Raw genomic sequence first — 16,967 nt, 5'->3', positions numbered from 1 at the left:
GGCGGAAGGAGGTCAGCGGACCGGTGCTGTGCGCGGCGATCGGCGCGTTTCGACTCGCTTCGCTCGCTCAACGAGCGGGACGGGGTGCGGGCCAGGTGTCGCTCGCTCAACGAGCGGGACGGGGTGCGGGCCAGGTGTCGCTCGCTCAACGAGCGGAGGGACGAGCGGAGGAGCGCGGGGCGGGGCTGGGGTCAGGCGTCGCTCGCGCAGCGGAAGCCGATGTGCGACATGCCGGTGTCCTCGGCCTGGGGCGAGCGTGCCGCGGGGCGGAAGCGCAGGCAGTAGTCGGGCGAGCACAGGTGCGAGCCACCCTTGAGCACGCGGCGCGGGATCGACGGGAAGTCGCTCTGCGCGCTCGCCGCGGCGAGCAGGTTCGCCCGCTTGCCGGCGTCGACGGGCTTATCCGACAGCCGCAGATGGCGTGGCGTGTAGTAGTCGGTCGTCCATTCCCAGACGTTCCCGGTCATGTCGTACAGCCCGTAGCCGTTGGGGGCGTACGAGCCGACCGGGGCGGCATCCCCGACTCCCTGGTTGTCGTACGGGAACCGTCCGAGCCACGAGTTCGCCTGCGCGACGCCGCCCGGGTAGGGCTCGTCGCCCCACGCGAAACGCGCGCCTTCGAGCCCGCCGCGGGCGGCGTACTCGTGCTCGGCCTCGCTGGGAAGCCGCATGCCGGCCCACTCGGCATAGGCGGTCGCATCCTCGAAGGCGACGTGGACGACCGGATGCTGCAGCCTCTGGTCGATCGAAGACTCGGGTCCGAACGGCCGGCGCCAGAACGCCCCCGGCTGCCAGCGCCACCAGTTGCGCCAGTCGCGCAGGTCGACGGGGCCCGCCGTGGGGGTGAACACCATCGCGCCGGGTACGAGGTCGGCGGGATCCGCGCCCTCGAAGGCGGCGGGGTCGAGCTCGCGCTCCGCGACCGTGACGTACCCGGTGTCGTCGACGAACGCGGCGTACTGCGCGTTGGTCACGGTGTACCGGTCGATGCGGAACGGCGCGACCTCGCGCTCGTGCACGGGCTGCTCGTCGGGGTAGAACTCGTCGGACCCCATGCGGAACACGCCGCCGTCGAGCAGCACCTGGTCGTGGGTCGCCGCAGTCACCGCTCCACCGTAGCCCGGCGCTTCTTAGCTCACCTGTCACGATGTGCCACCCGGCCCGACAGATCGTGACAGGTGAGCAGACAGGTGAGGGTCAGAACGAGCCGATGCCTTTGCCGATGAGCGAGACGCCGATGACCAGCAGCAGCACGGCCATGATGACGGAGTTCTCCCTGCCCAGCCACACCCGCAGCGCGTCGAGCGGGCCGCGGAGCTTCTCGGCGGCGATGAGGTACCCCACCACCGGGACGAGGACGGTGGATGCTGCGATCAGCGTGAACACCGCGATCACGAGCACGATCGACCCGGTGTCGAGCCCGGCCGAGCCGATGTCGACGCCGGCCGCGGCTGCCATCAAGAGGTTCTTCGGGTTGACCGCCGAGAGGAGGAACCCGAGGCCCAGCGCGACGGGGAAGGTGACCTTGTCGATCGCCTGCATCCACTTCGGCAGCTGGGGCTCTTCGCCCGCCTTCGGCCGCCCGCGCCACTGGCGGAGCGCGAGGAACAGGAGCCCCGCCCCCAGCACGAGCTGGATCACGCCCTGGATCGGCTTCGAGGCATCGGCATCCTGCTCGGGGAGGGTCGACGACAGCAGCGTGAACACGGTCACCGCGACGACGATGCCCAGCACCCAGCCGAGCAGGAACCCGACGCTCGTGACCCGCGCCTTGGGCGACAGCAGCATGAGGATCGCCGCGATGATCGGGATGGGGCTGATCGCCACACCGAGTGCGAGGGGAAGGGTCTCTCCGATGACGGCGCCCATGGGCGTCCTCCTGGGGATTGTCGAGCGATACCGGCGTGGCCACCGTATCGGCCGTTGGCCGTCAGACGCCGTTGATCCGGTCGCGCCACTCCAGGAGCGCCTTCACCGGCGCGAGGTCGTAGTCGGGACCGTCGATCGCCGGGACGATCAACCGGAAGCCGAGGTCGTACAGGCGGGACGCGGCATCCGTCCCCTCCAGGAGCGGGCCGAACCCGCGCACCGTGTACCCGGTCGACAGCTCGATGTCAGCGGGGTCACGGCCCTCGCGGGCGCACCACTCGTGCAGCACGCCGATCTTGCGGGGCAGGTCGTCGAGCCGCGTGAAGGTGTGCCAGATGTCGGCGTGCTGGGCGACGAGCCGCAGCGTCTTGCGCTCGCCCTGACCGCCGATGAGGATCGGGATCCGCCGCGTGGGCGGCGGGTTCAGGTGGTCCCAGCGGGCGCGCACGCGCGGCAGGTCCGCAGCGAGGTCGTCGAGCCGCGAGCCGACGGTGCCGAACTCGTAGCCGTACGCGTCGTAGTCGGGCTGCGCCCACCCCGACCCGGTGCCGAAGATGAACCGGCCCGTGCCGGTGGCGCGGGCGCTGATGTGGTCGACCGTGCGGGCCATGTCGGCCTGCAGATCGGGGTTGCGGTACGAGCTGCAGTTGACCAGCGGCCCGAACTCGACGCGCTCGGTCTGCTCGGCCATCGCGGCGAGCACCGTCCATGCCTCGAAGTGGGCGGCCTCGAGCGGCTCGGTGAGCGGGAAGAAGTGGTCCCAGTTGAAGATCACGTCGACGCCGAGCTCCTCCGCGCGCAGCACCGCGTCGCGATAGGCGGTGTACGACCCGTGCTGCGGCGCGAGCTGCACGCCGATCCGCAGAGGGCGATGGGCGGACGGATGCTGCGACTCGGTCATCTGCGCGAGTCTTTCAGTTCTTCGGCTCGATGCGGAGCACCTCGGGCGACTCGCCGACCGTGAGGTCGTCCACGACCCGGAGGGTGCGGGCGAGGTCGTCGACGCTGCCGATCACGGTGCCGAAGCGCTCGCGGTCTGAGCAGACGGCGGTCACCGTGACGAAATGCGTGACGGTGTCCCACGTGTAGGTGGCGAACGGCGGGGTGCGCGTGTCGGACGGGAGCGCCATCTCGAGCTTCTCGCCGACGCCGAGATACGGGTTGCGGAAGACTTCCGTGTCGTCGTACTCCATGGGCATCATCGCCCGGGCGGCACGGAGGTCGTTGGTGGCCTGCTGCACCTGCGCCATCACGACGACGAGCTCGGCATCGGCCTTCCAGACCCACACCAGCACGCGGCCGGCGGCCTTGCGCATGAGGAACGGCGCGGCCTGGCTCATCGCCCAGGCGGCGAAGCCGTTCCCGGAGCGCGGCTGCCCTCCCGCGGCTCCGGATGACTCGATCGGCGTCGCGCCCGCAGGGCCGATCATCAAGCCACCGGCCTGGTTCAGCAGCATCCGTATCGCCGTCTTCCGATGACGGCGTCCTCGGAAGCCGAGCGACTCGGTCACGGGAACCCAGAGGTTCGGGTCGGCGTCGGCCTGCAGTCGGGGCATGCGACCAGGGTACGTGCCACGACGGGCGCGTTCCTGGGGAGCCCCCGGATACCCCTCGGGTAGGGTGGAGGGCGCGCGGCGACCAGCCGCTGCCGCGCGCCCCCGCCGCACAGACAGGCCCCTGACCCCGTGACCGATCCTGCGACGCCCGACGACACCCCCGCCGACGCCGCGAGCCCTCGCGCGCTCAAGATCCTCTACGGCGCCGACACGTTCCTCCCGCACGTGAACGGCGCCGCCCGCTTCGCGGAGCGGCTCGCCGCCGGCATGGTCGCGCGCGGTCACGAGGTGCACGTGATGGCGCCCAGCAAGAGGCACCGCGACCACGGCACGTTCACCGAGGTGATCGAGGGCCAGCCGATGACGATGCACCGGCTGCCGTCGTGGCGCTGGTACCCGCACGACTGGCTCACGTTCGTGCTGCCGTTCCGGTCGAAGTACTACGCCCGCCGTGTGCTCGACAAGGTGCAGCCCGACGTGGTGCACATCCAGTCCCACATCGTGATCGGCCGCGGCCTCACGCGCGAGGCGCGCAAGCGCGGCATCCCCGTCGTCGCCACGAACCACGTCATGGCAGAGAACGTGCTCGACTTCACGGTGCTCCCGCCGTCGTGGACCCAGTACGCGGTCAAGCTCGCGTGGGAGGACGCCGAACGCACGTTCAAGATGACGCGCGCAGTCACGACCCCGACCCGCAAGGCCGCCGAGTTCCTCGAGCGCACGATCGACATCCAGGACGTCATCCCGGTCAGCTGCGGAATCGACGCCTCGAACTACACGGCCGACCTCACGCCCCGCGACGCGCACCGGCTGGTGTTCGTGGGCCGGCTCACGACCGAGAAGCAGATCGACGTCGTGCTGCGCGCGATCGCGACGCTCGACCCGGCGCTCGACGTGCGGTTCGACATCGTCGGCTCGGGCGACCAGCGCCGCAACCTCGAGCAGCTCGTCGCCGAGCTCGGTCTCGGCGACCGCGTCTACTTCCACGGTCACACGACAGACGAGGAGCTGCGCGCGCTGCTGACCAACGCGAGCCTCTTCGTGATCGCGTCGATCGCCGAGCTCCAGTCGATCGCGACCATGGAGGCGATGGCCTCGGGCCTGCCCATCGTCGCCGCCGACGCTGTCGCGCTTCCCCACCTCGTCCACGACGGCGAGAACGGATACCTGTTCCGCCCCAGCGACGTCGACGACCTCGCTGCCAAGCTCACGACGGTGCTGACGCAGACCCCGCAAGAGCGGGCGCGGATGCAGCAGTGCTCTCTCGAAGGCGTCAAGGTGCACGACATGAAGCGCACGCTCGACACGTTCGAGGCGCTGTACCGCGACGAGCCCCTTCCCGAGTAGGCCATCGTGCACGTCGTGATGTTCGGCGACCAGCACGTCGAGTCGCTCGGCGGGGCGCAGGTCTCGATGCGCCTGCAGCGCCGCTTCCTCGAGAAGGCCGGGCATACCGTGACGATGGTCGCGCCGGCGATGCACGGCCCGCGGGCGCGCGCGGCGGCCGGTGACCCCGCGTATGTGGACCTGCCGTCGATCCCCATCACGGTGGACCGCGAATACTCCATGACGTGGCCGGGCCGGCGGACGGATCAACGGTTGGATGCTGCGATGGCGGGCCGCCCGCCGGTCGACGTCGTGCACATCCAGGCGGACTTCTGGGGCGCGTTCATCGGCGTCCGGTACGCAGAGCGCCACGGCATCCCGATCGTCCACACGATGCACAACCGGCTCGACGTCGGCATCGAGGCGACCACACCGTTCCCGAAGACCGTGCTGCGGGTGCTGAACGCGTGGCAGCGCCGTGCGCTCGGACGCCGCGTGGGTGAGTCGGAGCGCGGCCGCGACGGCTGGGCGTACCTGCGCCGCTTCGGCGCCCGCGCCGCTGCCGTCACCGCGCCGTCGACGCATTTCGCCCGCCGGCTCGAGGCGAACGGGGTCCTGCCCGCAGCCGGTGCGCCGGCGGTCGACGTGATCTGGAACGGCATCGACGACGACGTGCTCGACGAGGTGCTCGCGGCGGCTTCGACAGAGCGCGCCCCTGGCCCGCCGCGGTTCGTGTGGCTCGGGCGCATGAGTCCCGAGAAGCGCCTGATGCCCTTCCTCGAGGCGCTCGCCGCCTCGAGCGTCGAGGCAGAAGTTGAGATCATCGGCGGCGGCGGCCAGCTGCGCGCGGCGCGGCGTCTCGTCGACAAGCTCCGACCCCGGGCGACAGTGACCTTCGCGGGACGGATGCCGTACGCCCAGACCCTGCGGCGCATCGCTGCCGCCGACGCCGTCGTGCAGACCTCGATCGGCTTCGAGACGCAGGGCATGACGATCTTCGAGGCGGCCTCGCTCGGCACGCCGTCCGTGGTCAGCGACCCCGATCTGGCGGCCGAGCTCGGCGAGGGCTTCTGGGCCGTGGGGGACGGCGTGACCGCCGACCCGTCGGTCGCCGCGCTCGCGGACGCGCTGCGGGCGGCAGCATCCGATATCTCCGCTGGAGCGCCGCGCGTGCCCGACCCGACCATCCGCGAGCGCTTCCGGCAGTCGTCGCGCACCGCGGCGATGGTCGAGGTCTACGACCGCGTCACCGCCTGAGCCGCCCCGGCGTCGCGTCGCCCGGTCCTCATTCGAGGACGAGAGCCGGGATGAGGAGCGAATCGCGGGATCTGCTCCTCATCCCGGCTCTGATCCTCAGTTGAGGAGGGGCTGGGGTGGCCGGCGCCGGTCAGGGGAGGCGGGTGCGGTCGGTGGGAATCCGGCGGTAGCCGTCGGAGTGGAGGGCGGCGATCGTCGATGCGAAGGCCACCGCGGACAGGGCTGCGAGAAGAATCACCATGAACATGGCAGAAACGCTACGCTTGCGTGAGTCCTGCCACGAGTGGCAGAATGGACACACATCGCACGAAAACTGCCACGCTTCGACAGGCTCAGCGGCCGCGAGGAGGACGACATGAAAACGGTGGCCTGCATCGTCACGGACGGCTTCGCGCCGTTCGAGTTCGGAGTCGCATGCGAGGCGTTCGGCCTCGACCGGTCCGACGACGGCATCCCGAACTTCGACTTCCGCGTGGTCACGCCCGACCCCGGCGCCGTGCAGTCGAAGATGGGCTTCTCGATCAACGTCGACGCCGACCTGTCGTTCGCGTACGAGGCCGACCTCGTCGTCGTCTCGCCCGTTCCCCACCAGTACTGGGGCAACGTCGACGACCGTGTGCTCGACGTCATCCGCGACGCGGTCGCCCGCGACGCGTGGGTGCTGAGCGTGTGCAGCGGATCGTTCGTCGTCGCCGCCTCCGGCGTGCTCGACGGCCGCCGCGCGACGACGCACTGGATGTACGCGCAGAAGATGAAGGAGATGTACCCGTCGATCGACGTCGACCCCGACGTGCTCTACGTGCAGGACGGCCGCATCATCACGAGCGCCGGCACCGCGGCCGGCCTCGACGCCTGCCTGCACCTGCTGCGCCAGGAGCTCGGCGCGGAGCTCACGAACATCATCGCCCGTCGCATGGTCGTGCCGCCGCAGCGCGACGGCGGCCAGGCGCAGTTCATCGCGAACCCGCTTCCGGCCACGACGTCGCTGTCGCTCGCGCCGGTCACCGACTGGATGCTCGACAACCTGCGCCTCGACCTCACGGTCGACCAGCTCGCGACGAAGGCGCACATGTCGCCGCGGACGTTCGCGCGCCGCTTCAAGGCCGACTTCGGTGCGACGCCGGCCGCGTGGCTCGCCCGCCAGCGGATCATCCACGCGCAGCGGCTGCTGGAGAAGACCGACCTCGGTCTCGACCGCATCGCCTACGAGAGCGGGTTCGGATCAGCGGCGGTGCTCCGCCAGAACTTCGCGCGCGTGCTCGGCACGACGCCGACCGCGTACCGCTCGCGCTTCGCCTGCACCGTCGATGAGATGACGGATGCCTCGGCCTCCGCCGAAGCGGGGGCCGAGGCATCCGTTCTCGAGTCCGTGGCGTAGCGCGCGGTCTTCCCGCGCCCTACGACGGGGTCAGGCCTTCTTGGCGTCGATCTCCTTGCCGTGCACGGTGAGCGCGTAGATGACGACTACGTCGATCGCGAGGAGCGCGATCGACAGCCACGGCTGCACCGAGATCAGCGTGATCTGGCCGATGGCGTTGAGCGCCACCAGGATGATCGCGACGACGCGGGCCCAGGTCGCACCCAGGAGCAGGAAGATGCCGACCAGGATCAGCAGAGCGCCGGCGATGAGGTGCCACCAGCCCCAGCCCTGGACGTCGATCGAGAAGAGGGCTTCCTGTCCGAGGAAGTAAGCCGTGTCAGGCCCGATGAGCGCCTGCAGGCCGTGGAAGGCGTCGATGGTGCCGCCGACGATCAGCACGACAGCGGCGAAGACGCCCCATCCTGCCCATCCGGAGGTGTTGACGTCAGAGTTGGTCATGGCGAGGGTCCCTTCATGTCGGCCGGGGAGGCCGTTCAGCTTCGGGCGGCATCGCGCCCGGGCGGTGTTGTGCCGCTAGCCGTCACATTAGCCATCCTGGGAGAATCCTGGGAAGAGTTCTCTTCATGCAGGTCGCGTGAATTACGCGCGATGTCCGTGCGCGTCGAAAAGGTTCCCTCGCGTGCGGGGAGCCCTTCGCTAGCGTGTGACCCGTGGGGTTCGATCCGAGATCGTGGTTCTCCCGTAAGACGCTGCGCAAAGACGCCGTCGCGGGCGTGATCCTCGGCGTCGAGGCGGTGCCCGACGGCCTCGCCGCGGGACTGCTGGCGGGGGTCAACCCGCTCGCCGGCCTCTACGGGTACCTCTTCGGCATGGTGGGTGCGGCCGTACTCACCAGCAGCGCGTTCATGGCCGTGCAGGCGACGAGCGCGATGGCCCTCGTCGTCTCGGACGCCGGGCTCGAGACGCTCCCCAACCCGGATCGCGGGCTGTTCACGCTCGCGATCCTCACCGGCATCATCATGGTGATCGCCGGCCTGCTGCGCGGCGGCAGGCTCATCAGCTTCGTGCCGACCGCCGTCATGACGGGGTTCGTCACCGCGATCGGCGTCAACATCATCCTCGGGCAGCTGTCGAACTTCACCGGCTACCAGGCGCAGGGTGCCAACCGGCTGCTCAAGACCATCGACGTGCTCGTGCACGTCGGGCAGTGGAACATCCCGTCGCTGGTGGTCGGCACGATCGCCGTGCTCATCATCGTGGTGCTCCTGCCGACCCGCGTCGGCAGCATGGGCCTCGTGATCGCCGTCGTCGTGGGCTCGGCGTGCGCGGTGGCGCTCAACCTGTGGGTGCAGAACTCCGTCGTGCTGCTCCGCGACATCGTGGACGTGCCCCGCGGTCTGCCGGCGCCGGTACTGCCGAGCATCGCCGACGCGCCGAACCTGCTGATCCCCGCCCTCTCGCTGACGTTCATCGGCCTCGTGCAGGGCGCGGCGGTGTCGGCCGGCATCCCGACCGCCGACGGCAAGCGGGCGAACGCGAACCGCGACTTCATGGGCCAGGGGCTGGGCAACGTCGTGTCGGGGCTCTTCCAGGGCATGCCGGTGGGTGGGTCGATGTCGGGCTCGTCGCTGATCGTGCAGGCAGGGGCGAAGACGCGGCTCTCGCTCTTCGTCGCCGGCGGGGTCATGGCGCTCGTGGTGTTCCTGCTGGCGGACGTCGTGGCCTTCGTGGCCATGCCGGCGCTGGCGGGCCTGCTCATCGTCGTGGGATGGCGCGCGATCAAGCCCAGCCGCGTGTACTCGGTCGTGAAGTCGGGGCCGCTGCCGACGACGATCATGGCCGTCACCTTCGGGCTCACCCTGATCATCCCGCTGCAGTTCGCCGTGCTCGTGGGCGTCGGCCTCGGTGTCATCCTGTACGTCGCCGAGCAGTCGAACAGCGTGCGGGTTCGGGCGGTGCGCATGACGGATGACGGGCGCATGCGCGAGATCGACCCTCCGGCCGTCGTGCCGCCCGGCGAAGTGCTTGTGCTCCAGCCCTACGGCAGCCTCTTCTTCGCCAGCGCGCCGGTGTTCGAGCGGCAGCTGCCCGATGTCAGTCGCGAATCGAGCGGCGCGGTGGTCATCGTGCGCCTGCGCGGCACCGATGAGATCGGCCTGTCGCACGTCGAGGTGCTGCGCCGGTTCGCGGCCGAGCTGCGCGACGCCGACTCGACGCTGAAGGTCGTGGCCACCGAGGACCGCGTCATCTCCCAGCTCGGGGCCGGCGGCCTCACCGCCGACATCGGCGCAGACAACGTCTATCGCGGCACCGAATGGGTGGGCGAGGGGCTGCGCCGCGCCTATGCCGACGCCCGGGCGGAACTCGAGGACTAGCGTCGCGTTGATCCCGAACGGACTCGCTGGTAAACTTGAGCCATGACGACTCAACTTTGACGAAGAGTTGAGGTCAACAGATTTCAGGAGACATATGAACGCCACGCAACAGCCCGGGCAGGAGGACGCGCAGAGCGCCCTCGAGCAGTTCGGGATCAACCTCACAGACCGTGCCCGGCAGGGCAAGCTCGACCCCGTCATCGGGCGGGACAGCGAGATCCGGCGCGTCAGCCAGGTGCTGACCCGCCGCACGAAGAACAACCCCGTCCTCATCGGCGAGCCCGGCGTCGGCAAGACCGCCGTCGTCGAGGGCCTCGCCCAGCGCATCGTCGCGGGCGACGTCGCCGAGTCGCTGAAGAACAAGGAGCTCGTCACCCTCGACATCTCCGCCCTCGTCGCCGGCGCCATGTACCGCGGCCAGTTCGAGGAGCGGCTCAAGAGCGTCCTCAAGGAGATCACCGAGTCCGACGGCCGCATCATCACGTTCATCGACGAGCTGCACGTGCTCATGGGCGCGGGCGGCGGCGAGGGGTCGGTGGCGGCATCCAACATGCTGAAGCCGATGCTCGCGCGCGGTGAACTGCGCCTCATCGGCGCGACCACGCTCAACGAGTACCGCGAGTTCATCGAGAAGGATGCTGCGCTGGAGCGCCGCTTCCAGCAGGTCTACGTCGGCGAGCCCAGTGTCGAAGACACGGTCGCGATCCTGCGCGGACTCAAGGGCCGCTACGAGGCCCACCACGGCGTCACCATCAACGACGGCGCGCTCGTGGCCGCGGCATCCCTGTCCAATCGGTACATCCCCAGCCGCCAGCTTCCCGACAAAGCCATCGACCTGATCGACGAGGCGATGAGCCGGCTCAAGATGGAGATCGACTCGAGCCCGCTCGAGATCGACCAGCTGCGGCGTCAGATCGACCGCATGCGGCTGGAGGAGCTCGCGCTCAAGAAGGAGAAGGACTCCGCGTCGAAGGAGCGCCTCGCCACCCTCCGCGAGCACATGACCACCGCGGAGGCCGAGCTGTCGGTGCTCGAGCAGCGCTGGCAGCGCGAGCGCGCCGGCCTCAACCGCGTCGGCGAGCTCAAGAAGCAGCTCGACCAGGCGATCATCGACCGTGATCGCGCGCTGCGCGAGGCGGACTACACCCGTGCGTCGAAGCTCGAGTACGAGACCATCAAGCGCCTCGAGGTAGAGATCGCGCAGGCCGAGCAGGCCGAGGCGGCGTCGACCGAGGAGCGCATGGTCAACGAGCAGGTCACCGACGAGGACATCGCCGCCGTGATCGCGGCGTGGACCGGCATCCCGGTCGGCCGTCTGCTCCAGGGGGAGAGCGAGAAGCTGCTGCACCTCGAGGCGGAGCTCGGCAAGCGCCTGATCGGGCAGAAAGACGCCGTGAAGGCGGTGTCGGATGCTGTGCGCCGCTCTCGTGCGGGCATCAGCGACCCCGGTCGCCCGACCGGCTCGTTCCTCTTCCTCGGCCCGACCGGTGTCGGCAAGACCGAGCTCGCCAAGGCGCTCGCGGAGTTCCTCTTCGACGACGAGCACGCCATGGTGCGCATCGACATGTCGGAGTACGGCGAGAAGCACTCGGTCTCGCGCCTGGTCGGCGCCCCTCCCGGATACATCGGGTACGAGCAGGGCGGCCAGCTCACCGAGGCCGTGCGGCGCCGCCCGTACTCGGTGGTGCTGCTCGACGAGGTCGAGAAGGCGCACCCCGAGGTGTTCGACGTGCTGCTCCAGGTCATGGACGACGGCCGCCTCACCGACGGCCAGGGCCGCACGGTCGACTTCACGAACGTGATCCTCATCCTGACGTCGAACATCGGCTCGCCGATCCTCATCGACCCGGTACTGTCGGTCGACGAGAAGCGCGACGCCGTCATGGCGATCGTGCGGCAGGCGTTCAAGCCCGAGTTCCTCAACCGGCTCGACGACATCGTGATGTTCGCCGCGCTCAGCCAGGACGACCTGGCGCAGATCGTCGAGCTCGCCGTGTTCGCGCTGCAGCGCCGCCTCAAGGACCGCCGCCTCACGCTCGCGGTGACGCCGGACGCGCGCGCCTGGCTCGCCGAGCGCGGCTACGACCCGGTGTTCGGCGCGCGGCCGCTGCGCCGCCTCATCCAGTCCGAGATCCAGGACCGCCTCGCGATGGCCCTGCTCTCCGGCGGCGTCCGCGACGGCGACGTCGTGCGGGTCGACGTGGCTGCCGACGGCTCCTCGCTGGTGCTGACGAGCGACGGCCCGGCGGCTCCCGAGCCCGCGGCGGACGACGACGACGTGATCGAGGCGGAGCTCCTCGACGACTGACGCCCGGTCACGTGTGCCGGAGATGACGGATGCCTCGGCCCGCAGCGGCGGGTCGAGGCATCCGTTTCTCGGATCCGGGGTGGATCAGTCGTTCACGAGCACCGAGTCGGCGGCGGGGCGGCGCACGCGCGGGGCGTTCTCGCGAGCCTGCAGCTCCTCCGACGCGAGGCGGATGTCGCCGAGCTCGCCGACCGCCATGACGGTGACGGGAGTGAAATCGGAGCTGAGCTCGAAGCCGGCGGCGATGGCGTCGCGGTCGAAGCCGCCCATCTGGTGCGTCGACAGGCCGTCGGCGTGCGCCTGGACCGTGAAGTGCGCGGCGACCTGGCCGGTGTCGTACTGGGCCCAGCGCATGGGCTCGCCGTCGCGCGTGGTCTCGGCGACGAAAACGACGAGCGCGGCGGCGTCGCCCGCCCAGGCGCTGTTGAAGCCGGCGAGCGAGCCGAGCACGGTCGCGTGCGCGGCCGAGCCGCGACGGGCGACGATGACGCGCCAGGCCTGCGTGTTGGCGGCGGTCGGCGTCCAGCGGGCGGCCTCGAGCGCGCTCGCGAGGGCGGCCTCGTCGATGACCGACTCGCGGTCGAAGATGCGGGTGCTCCAACGCTCGGCGAGCACGTCGATGATCGGCGCGTCGGTCTCGGCGGTGCGTGCGGTGAGAGTGGACATGGGCTGCTCCTCTGGGGTCGAGCGATTTTCTGCCGGGACCCCGTCGGCCCAGATCCATGCAACGACATGGACCTGGGAACATTCCCTCCATGTCCTCCCGTGTCGCCGAGCGGCCCGTGAGAGCATCGACCCGTGCGCACCGTCCGTGCTCTGTGGGGTTCTTCGCATCCGGGGCCGACGCTCGTCGTGACCGCGCTCGCCCTGGCCCTGGGGATCGCGACCGGGCTGGAGGCGTGGCGGCTCGCGCTGCTGACCGTGGCGGTCTTCGCGGGGCAGCTGTCGGTCGGCATCTCGAACGACGCCCTCGACGCGGAGCGCGATCGCGCGGTCGGCCGCACCGACAAGCCGATCGCGCGCGGCGACGTGTCGGCGCGGGTCGCCTGGGGCGCCGCGCTCGGCCTGCTGGCGTCGGCCCTGGTTCTCTCGGCCCCGTTGGGATGGCGGATGCTGGCGGCTCACGCGCTCGCCCTCGGCTCGGCGTGGGCCTACAACGCGGGACTGAAGTCGACGCCGTGGTCGATCGTGCCGTTCCTCGTGAGCTTCGGGATCTTCCCCTCGCTCGCGACGCTGTCGGCGCCGGATCCGTCGTTCGCGGCGTGGTGGGCGTGGGTCGCCGGCGCGTCCCTCGGCGCCGCCGTGCACCTCACGAACGTGCTGCCCGACCTCGACGACGACGCGCGCACCGGCGTGCGCGGGCTCCCGCACCGGCTGGGACCGCGGGTGGCGGCGATCGTCGCCGCGCTGGCTGTGGTCGGCGGTGCGGTCGCGGTGCTGCTCGGCGCCGCGGGTGGTGACCTCGGCGCGGTCTCGCCGGTGTCGTGGGTCTTCTTCGCGGCCGTGGTCGCCGTGGCGGCGGTGACCGCGTGGCGTGCGATCTCGAAGCCGCCGACGCGCGCGCTGTTCCGCCTCGTGATGCTCGCCGCGCTGCTCCTCGCGGCCCAGCTCGTGGCGTCGGGCAGCGCGTTCGTCGCCTGAGGCCCGCCCGATCGCCGCGATCGCACAGCGCGAAGGGCGGAGATCTGGCGAATTTCGGACCGAAGGGCCCACATCAGGCCGCAATTAGCGGGATCTCCGAGTTTCGCGGGGCGGACGGGCCGGGTCAGGCGTCGACGTCGAAGCCCATCGAGTACGCGCGGGCGAAGAGCCGGGCCGACGGGCCGGTGAGCATCGCGCGCACCGCCGTGCGCCTCAGCGCGTCCCCGCGACCGCTGGGCCGGCCGAGCGCGGTGTTCACACTCGCCAGCGTCGCGGCACGTCGCGCCGACTGGACCCGGCGGGCCTCCCACCGCAGCAGCGCGAGGTCAGGTGCACGGCCGGTGCGCACCCAAGACGCCAGGAGCGGCGCCAGGGTCACCGCGTCGAGCAGGCCGAGGTTCATGCCCTGCCCGCCGATCGGGCTGACCTCGTGGGCGGTGTCTCCGATCGCGAACACCCGGCCGTGGCGCAGCCGGGGCGCGACGAGCCGGCGCACGCCGAACGACGTCGCCGCGGTCACCGCCTCGGCCGCAGCCGCCACCCCGCGGCGGGCGAGCGCGTCGCGCAGCCGCCGGGCGCGGGCCTCCGGATCGTCGTCGGCGCCCGGCGGGTCCCACGCGACGAACCGGCGGCGACCACCGGGCAGCGGGAAGGACTCGAGCACGCCGTCCGGATCGAGGTGGATCACCGCGAGCTCGCCGTCGGCGTCGGTGGCAGCATCCGTCATCAGATACCGGTCGCGGTAGTCGCGCGCCGGCACGGCACCCGGACGGTAGACGAGATCACGCGCGGCGCCGCCGCCCGCGACGACGACGATGCGGCTCTCGGACTCGATGGGGCGGCCGAGGAGTCCGGCCCGCACGACGACCGCATCACGATGAGGGATCACCGCGAGCACGTACGCGCCGCGCAGCGGCTCGGGAGCCGCGGCACCGAGCACGGACTCGGTGGTCGCCTGCGGGAGGGTCGCCACGAAGGGGAAGCGTGCCGGCAGCACGTCGAAGTGCACCGTCCCGAGCAGGCGCCCGCGGGATCGGGCCTCTCCGCGGCGCACGCGCACCGCCTCGGCGAGGAGTCGCTCCGTGAGCCCCGACCGTTCGAGCGCGGCCAGGACAGGGGAGTGGATGCCGATGGCCCGGGTGCCGTCGCCGACAGCGGGTCGCCGCTCGAGGAGCTCGACGTCGACGCCGCGGCGGGCCAGCTCGCCGGCGAGCAGCATCCCGACCGGACCAGCGCCGACGACGGTGACGTCACGCACGGCCGCGCCCGACGGCCACGAGGCGGAAGGGCACCGGCGTCTGCACCGTCCACGCGCCCGGACTGCCGGCCTCCAGAGCGGCCGTGAGCTCGGCGCGCGTGTAGCTGCGGCGGATCGAGCGGAGACCGTCGGTGCGCAGGAAGGTGCCGCGCTCGAAGGGGGTGATCCCGACCGCGTAGAGCCCGTACGCCCGACGCGAGCGGGCGATGTCGCTGTGGAGCACTACGCCGCGGGAGAGCGCGAGGGACTCCTCGACGAAGCCGCCGAGTCCGTCGCCCAGGTGGTGGAGGACGTGGTTCGACAGCACCGCGTCGTACGTGCGCCCCTCGGCGACCAGGGTGGCGGCATCCGCCCTCCGGAAGCTCGCGCCGGCGATCGGCCCACGCGCCATCGCCACCTCGTGCGCGCGCGGGTCGGGATCGATGCCCGTCCAGGTCACGTCGAGCCCGTCGCGCCGGGCGGCCGCGGCGAGGCGCGCGACGACGTCTCCGCCACCGGATCCGATGTCGAGGACGTGCACCGGTCGGCCCAGCGCGGCGAGGTGAGGGCGCAGACGCGTGCGGTACACGACACCCCAGCCCGAGACGAGGCGGTTGATCGTGCCGAAGCGCCGCAGCGTGGCGCGCAGCGCGTCCGGATCGCAATCCGGGTCGTCCATCAGCTCGGCGAGCCGGTCGTCTCGGACGGCGAGGCTCATGCCGGCACCGCCGCCGTCACGCCGAGGCCACCAGGGCGAGGTCGACGTCCTCCGCGGCCGTGACCGCGGGGCGGCGCCGCGTCATGAGGGCCGACTCGACCGTGAGCCCCGGGCCGAAGGCCAGGCCCGCGACCCGCGAGCCGTCCGGGACGTCGTCGTCGCGCAGGAGCGACGCGAGGATGAACAGGATCGTCGCGCTCGACATGTTCCCGAAGTCGCGGAGTACGGCGCGCGACGCCGCGAGCGCGTCCGGCGGGAGGTCGAGCCCGGTCTCGACCCGGTCGAGCACGCTGCGCCCGCCGGGATGCACCGCCCACACGTCGGGAGGGGTGTCGTCGCCCAGGAACCTGCCCACCGCCCCCTGGATCTCGCGGCCGATGATGCGCGGCACCTCGGCGGAGAGGATCATCTCGAACCCGTTGTCGCCGATCGTCCAGACCATGTCGGTCTCACCCTCGTCGGTGAGGGCGGTGCCGAACCTGTCGAGGTCGAGTCCGCCGGGGTTCCCGGCGGTCGGATCGGCGGTGACGATCGCCGCCGCCGCGCCGTCGGCGAAGACGGATGCTGCCACGATCTGCTGCGGATCGTTCGAGGGCCGCAGATGCAGCGTGCACAGCTCGGTGCACACGACCAGCACGACTGCATCCGGTCGCGACGCCGCCAGAGCCGAAGCGACCCGCAGCGCGGGCAGCGCCGCGGCGCACCCGATGAAGCCGAGGTGGCACCGCTCGACCGTCGGGCGCAGGCCGAGGTCGCGGACGAGGCGATAGTCCGGACCCGGAGCGAAAAGACCCGTGCACGAGACGGTGACCACATGGGTCACCGCGGAAGGATCGATGCCGCCGTCGGCCAGGGCCGTGCGCGCGGCGGCCGCCGTGAGCTCCGGGGCCGACGCGATGAAGCGCTGGTTGCGCGCGCCGGTCGTGGGGGAGAGGAGCCGGCCCTCACCGTCCACGAACGCAGCGTCGTCGGGCGCGACGGCAGCCGACGCGAACTCGGCCAGCACGGTGTGCCGCTGTTCGATCGCCGACGCATCGAAGACCGCCTGGATGCGGCGCCGCGCGAGCCGGTCGGCCCCCTCCTGCGCCGCGAAGATGTCGCGCGCGACCGCCTGCGCGATGCGGGTGGGCGGAACAGCTGTGCCGATCGAGACGATGCGGGCCGTCATGGTGCAACCTAAGCACGCCCATGCCCGGATGGGCACGATCTTGCCGGAAACCCGCAGGTCGGGTACCGCAAGGCCGTGCTGCGCGCTCGCTCCGCCGAGACCGGGTGCACTGTCCTGGGTTTCGGCGAGAACTCCCTGTCTCGCGAGTGGGACTGGCGGGGGACGGATGCCTCGGCCCCTACCCTGCGTGG

General features: G+C 71.2%; 15 protein-coding genes. 6 read left to right on the top strand and 9 right to left on the bottom strand.

Annotated features, from left to right (window positions below; translation table 11 throughout):
- Nucleotides 1-191 precede the first annotated feature (191 nt).
- From ACFVSU_RS10385 to ACFVSU_RS10370, 4 genes are all read right to left on the bottom strand, one after another.
- On the bottom strand, nucleotides 192-1,106 hold the full coding sequence (locus ACFVSU_RS10385; RefSeq protein ID WP_387141956.1) for a formylglycine-generating enzyme family protein: 915 nt from the start codon (nucleotides 1,104-1,106) through the stop codon (nucleotides 192-194).
- A 91-nt stretch (nucleotides 1,107-1,197) separates the two neighbouring features.
- Nucleotides 1,198-1,869, bottom strand: a complete 672-nt coding sequence (locus ACFVSU_RS10380) for a GAP family protein (protein ID WP_387141953.1) — start codon at nucleotides 1,867-1,869, stop codon at nucleotides 1,198-1,200.
- Between the two features lie 61 nt (nucleotides 1,870-1,930).
- A complete protein-coding gene (locus tag ACFVSU_RS10375; RefSeq protein WP_387141950.1) occupies nucleotides 1,931-2,770 on the bottom strand; it encodes an LLM class F420-dependent oxidoreductase in 840 nt (279 codons plus the stop codon).
- A gap of 13 nt (nucleotides 2,771-2,783) precedes the next feature.
- Complete coding sequence (locus ACFVSU_RS10370; protein ID WP_387141947.1) at nucleotides 2,784-3,425, bottom strand: hypothetical protein; 642 nt, start codon at nucleotides 3,423-3,425, stop codon at nucleotides 2,784-2,786.
- Between the two features lie 129 nt (nucleotides 3,426-3,554).
- On the opposite strand from ACFVSU_RS10370, the gene ACFVSU_RS10365 reads away from it, so the two are divergent.
- The 3 genes from ACFVSU_RS10365 (at nucleotide 3,555) to ACFVSU_RS10355 (ending at nucleotide 7,386) form a co-directional block, all read left to right on the top strand.
- On the top strand, nucleotides 3,555-4,772 hold the full coding sequence (locus ACFVSU_RS10365) for a glycosyltransferase (protein ID WP_387141944.1): 1,218 nt from the start codon (nucleotides 3,555-3,557) through the stop codon (nucleotides 4,770-4,772).
- A 6-nt stretch (nucleotides 4,773-4,778) separates the two neighbouring features.
- Entirely contained in the window at nucleotides 4,779-6,008 is a 1,230-nt protein-coding gene (locus tag ACFVSU_RS10360; RefSeq protein WP_387141941.1) for a glycosyltransferase, read from the top strand.
- A gap of 355 nt (nucleotides 6,009-6,363) precedes the next feature.
- Nucleotides 6,364-7,386, top strand: a complete 1,023-nt coding sequence (locus ACFVSU_RS10355; protein WP_387141938.1) for a GlxA family transcriptional regulator — start codon at nucleotides 6,364-6,366, stop codon at nucleotides 7,384-7,386.
- A gap of 30 nt (nucleotides 7,387-7,416) precedes the next feature.
- Here the strand turns inward: ACFVSU_RS10355 and ACFVSU_RS10350 are convergent, their stop codons facing one another.
- Entirely contained in the window at nucleotides 7,417-7,827 is a 411-nt protein-coding gene (locus ACFVSU_RS10350) for a hypothetical protein (protein WP_387141935.1), read from the bottom strand.
- A gap of 212 nt (nucleotides 7,828-8,039) precedes the next feature.
- On the opposite strand from ACFVSU_RS10350, the gene ACFVSU_RS10345 reads away from it, so the two are divergent.
- Nucleotides 8,040-9,704: a SulP family inorganic anion transporter gene (locus ACFVSU_RS10345; RefSeq protein WP_387141932.1), complete on the top strand. Its 1,665-nt coding sequence runs from the start codon at nucleotides 8,040-8,042 to the stop codon at nucleotides 9,702-9,704.
- A gap of 94 nt (nucleotides 9,705-9,798) precedes the next feature.
- The gene (locus tag ACFVSU_RS10340; RefSeq protein WP_387141929.1) at nucleotides 9,799-12,012 is read left to right on the top strand and encodes an ATP-dependent Clp protease ATP-binding subunit; all 2,214 of its coding nucleotides are present in this window, start codon (nucleotides 9,799-9,801) and stop codon (nucleotides 12,010-12,012) included.
- A gap of 84 nt (nucleotides 12,013-12,096) precedes the next feature.
- Here the strand turns inward: ACFVSU_RS10340 and ACFVSU_RS10335 are convergent, their stop codons facing one another.
- Complete coding sequence (locus tag ACFVSU_RS10335) at nucleotides 12,097-12,678, bottom strand: nitroreductase family protein (RefSeq protein WP_387141926.1); 582 nt, start codon at nucleotides 12,676-12,678, stop codon at nucleotides 12,097-12,099.
- 132 nt (nucleotides 12,679-12,810) lie between these two features.
- Here ACFVSU_RS10335 and ACFVSU_RS10330 point away from each other — a divergent pair, with 132 nt between their 5' ends.
- Entirely contained in the window at nucleotides 12,811-13,653 is an 843-nt protein-coding gene (locus ACFVSU_RS10330) for a UbiA family prenyltransferase (protein WP_387141924.1), read from the top strand.
- Between the two features lie 124 nt (nucleotides 13,654-13,777).
- Here ACFVSU_RS10330 and ACFVSU_RS10325 read toward each other — a convergent pair whose 3' ends face one another.
- Genes ACFVSU_RS10325 through ACFVSU_RS10315 form a run of 3 tightly spaced genes read right to left on the bottom strand, consistent with a single transcriptional unit; the run spans nucleotide 13,778 to nucleotide 16,776 of the window.
- The gene (locus tag ACFVSU_RS10325; protein WP_387141921.1) at nucleotides 13,778-14,911 is read right to left on the bottom strand and encodes an FAD-dependent oxidoreductase; all 1,134 of its coding nucleotides are present in this window, start codon (nucleotides 14,909-14,911) and stop codon (nucleotides 13,778-13,780) included.
- Nucleotides 14,904-15,608, bottom strand: a complete 705-nt coding sequence (locus tag ACFVSU_RS10320) for a methyltransferase domain-containing protein (protein WP_387141918.1) — start codon at nucleotides 15,606-15,608, stop codon at nucleotides 14,904-14,906. Before ACFVSU_RS10320 ends, ACFVSU_RS10325 begins: the two co-directional genes overlap by 8 nt.
- Before the next feature lie 16 nt (nucleotides 15,609-15,624).
- Nucleotides 15,625-16,776, bottom strand: a complete 1,152-nt coding sequence (locus tag ACFVSU_RS10315) for a type III polyketide synthase (RefSeq protein ID WP_387141915.1) — start codon at nucleotides 16,774-16,776, stop codon at nucleotides 15,625-15,627.
- Nucleotides 16,777-16,967 lie beyond the last annotated feature (191 nt).

This window comes from Microbacterium sp. NPDC058062 (assembly GCF_042885375.1).
Lineage (GTDB): Bacteria > Actinomycetota > Actinomycetes > Actinomycetales > Microbacteriaceae > Microbacterium > Microbacterium trichothecenolyticum_C.
The sequence above is the reverse complement of the archived record's forward strand: the minus strand, read 5'-3'. Positions and strand labels throughout refer to the sequence as shown.

What these genes read in the sequence shown, in the direction of transcription:
- ACFVSU_RS10380 (WP_387141953.1), bottom strand. Translation starts at nt 1,869, where the DNA reads ATGGGCGCCGTCATCGGAGAGACCCTTCCCCTCGCACTCGGTGTGGCG.
- ACFVSU_RS10375 (WP_387141950.1), bottom strand. Translation starts at nt 2,770, where the DNA reads ATGACCGAGTCGCAGCATCCGTCCGCCCATCGCCCTCTGCGGATCGGC.
- ACFVSU_RS10370 (WP_387141947.1), bottom strand. Translation starts at nt 3,425, where the DNA reads ATGCCCCGACTGCAGGCCGACGCCGACCCGAACCTCTGGGTTCCCGTG.
- ACFVSU_RS10355 (WP_387141938.1), top strand. Translation starts at nt 6,364, where the DNA reads ATGAAAACGGTGGCCTGCATCGTCACGGACGGCTTCGCGCCGTTCGAG.
- ACFVSU_RS10350 (WP_387141935.1), bottom strand. Translation starts at nt 7,827, where the DNA reads ATGACCAACTCTGACGTCAACACCTCCGGATGGGCAGGATGGGGCGTC.
- ACFVSU_RS10340 (WP_387141929.1), top strand. Translation starts at nt 9,799, where the DNA reads ATGAACGCCACGCAACAGCCCGGGCAGGAGGACGCGCAGAGCGCCCTC.
- ACFVSU_RS10335 (WP_387141926.1), bottom strand. Translation starts at nt 12,678, where the DNA reads ATGTCCACTCTCACCGCACGCACCGCCGAGACCGACGCGCCGATCATC.
- ACFVSU_RS10320 (WP_387141918.1), bottom strand. Translation starts at nt 15,608, where the DNA reads ATGAGCCTCGCCGTCCGAGACGACCGGCTCGCCGAGCTGATGGACGAC.
- ACFVSU_RS10315 (WP_387141915.1), bottom strand. Translation starts at nt 16,776, where the DNA reads ATGACGGCCCGCATCGTCTCGATCGGCACAGCTGTTCCGCCCACCCGC.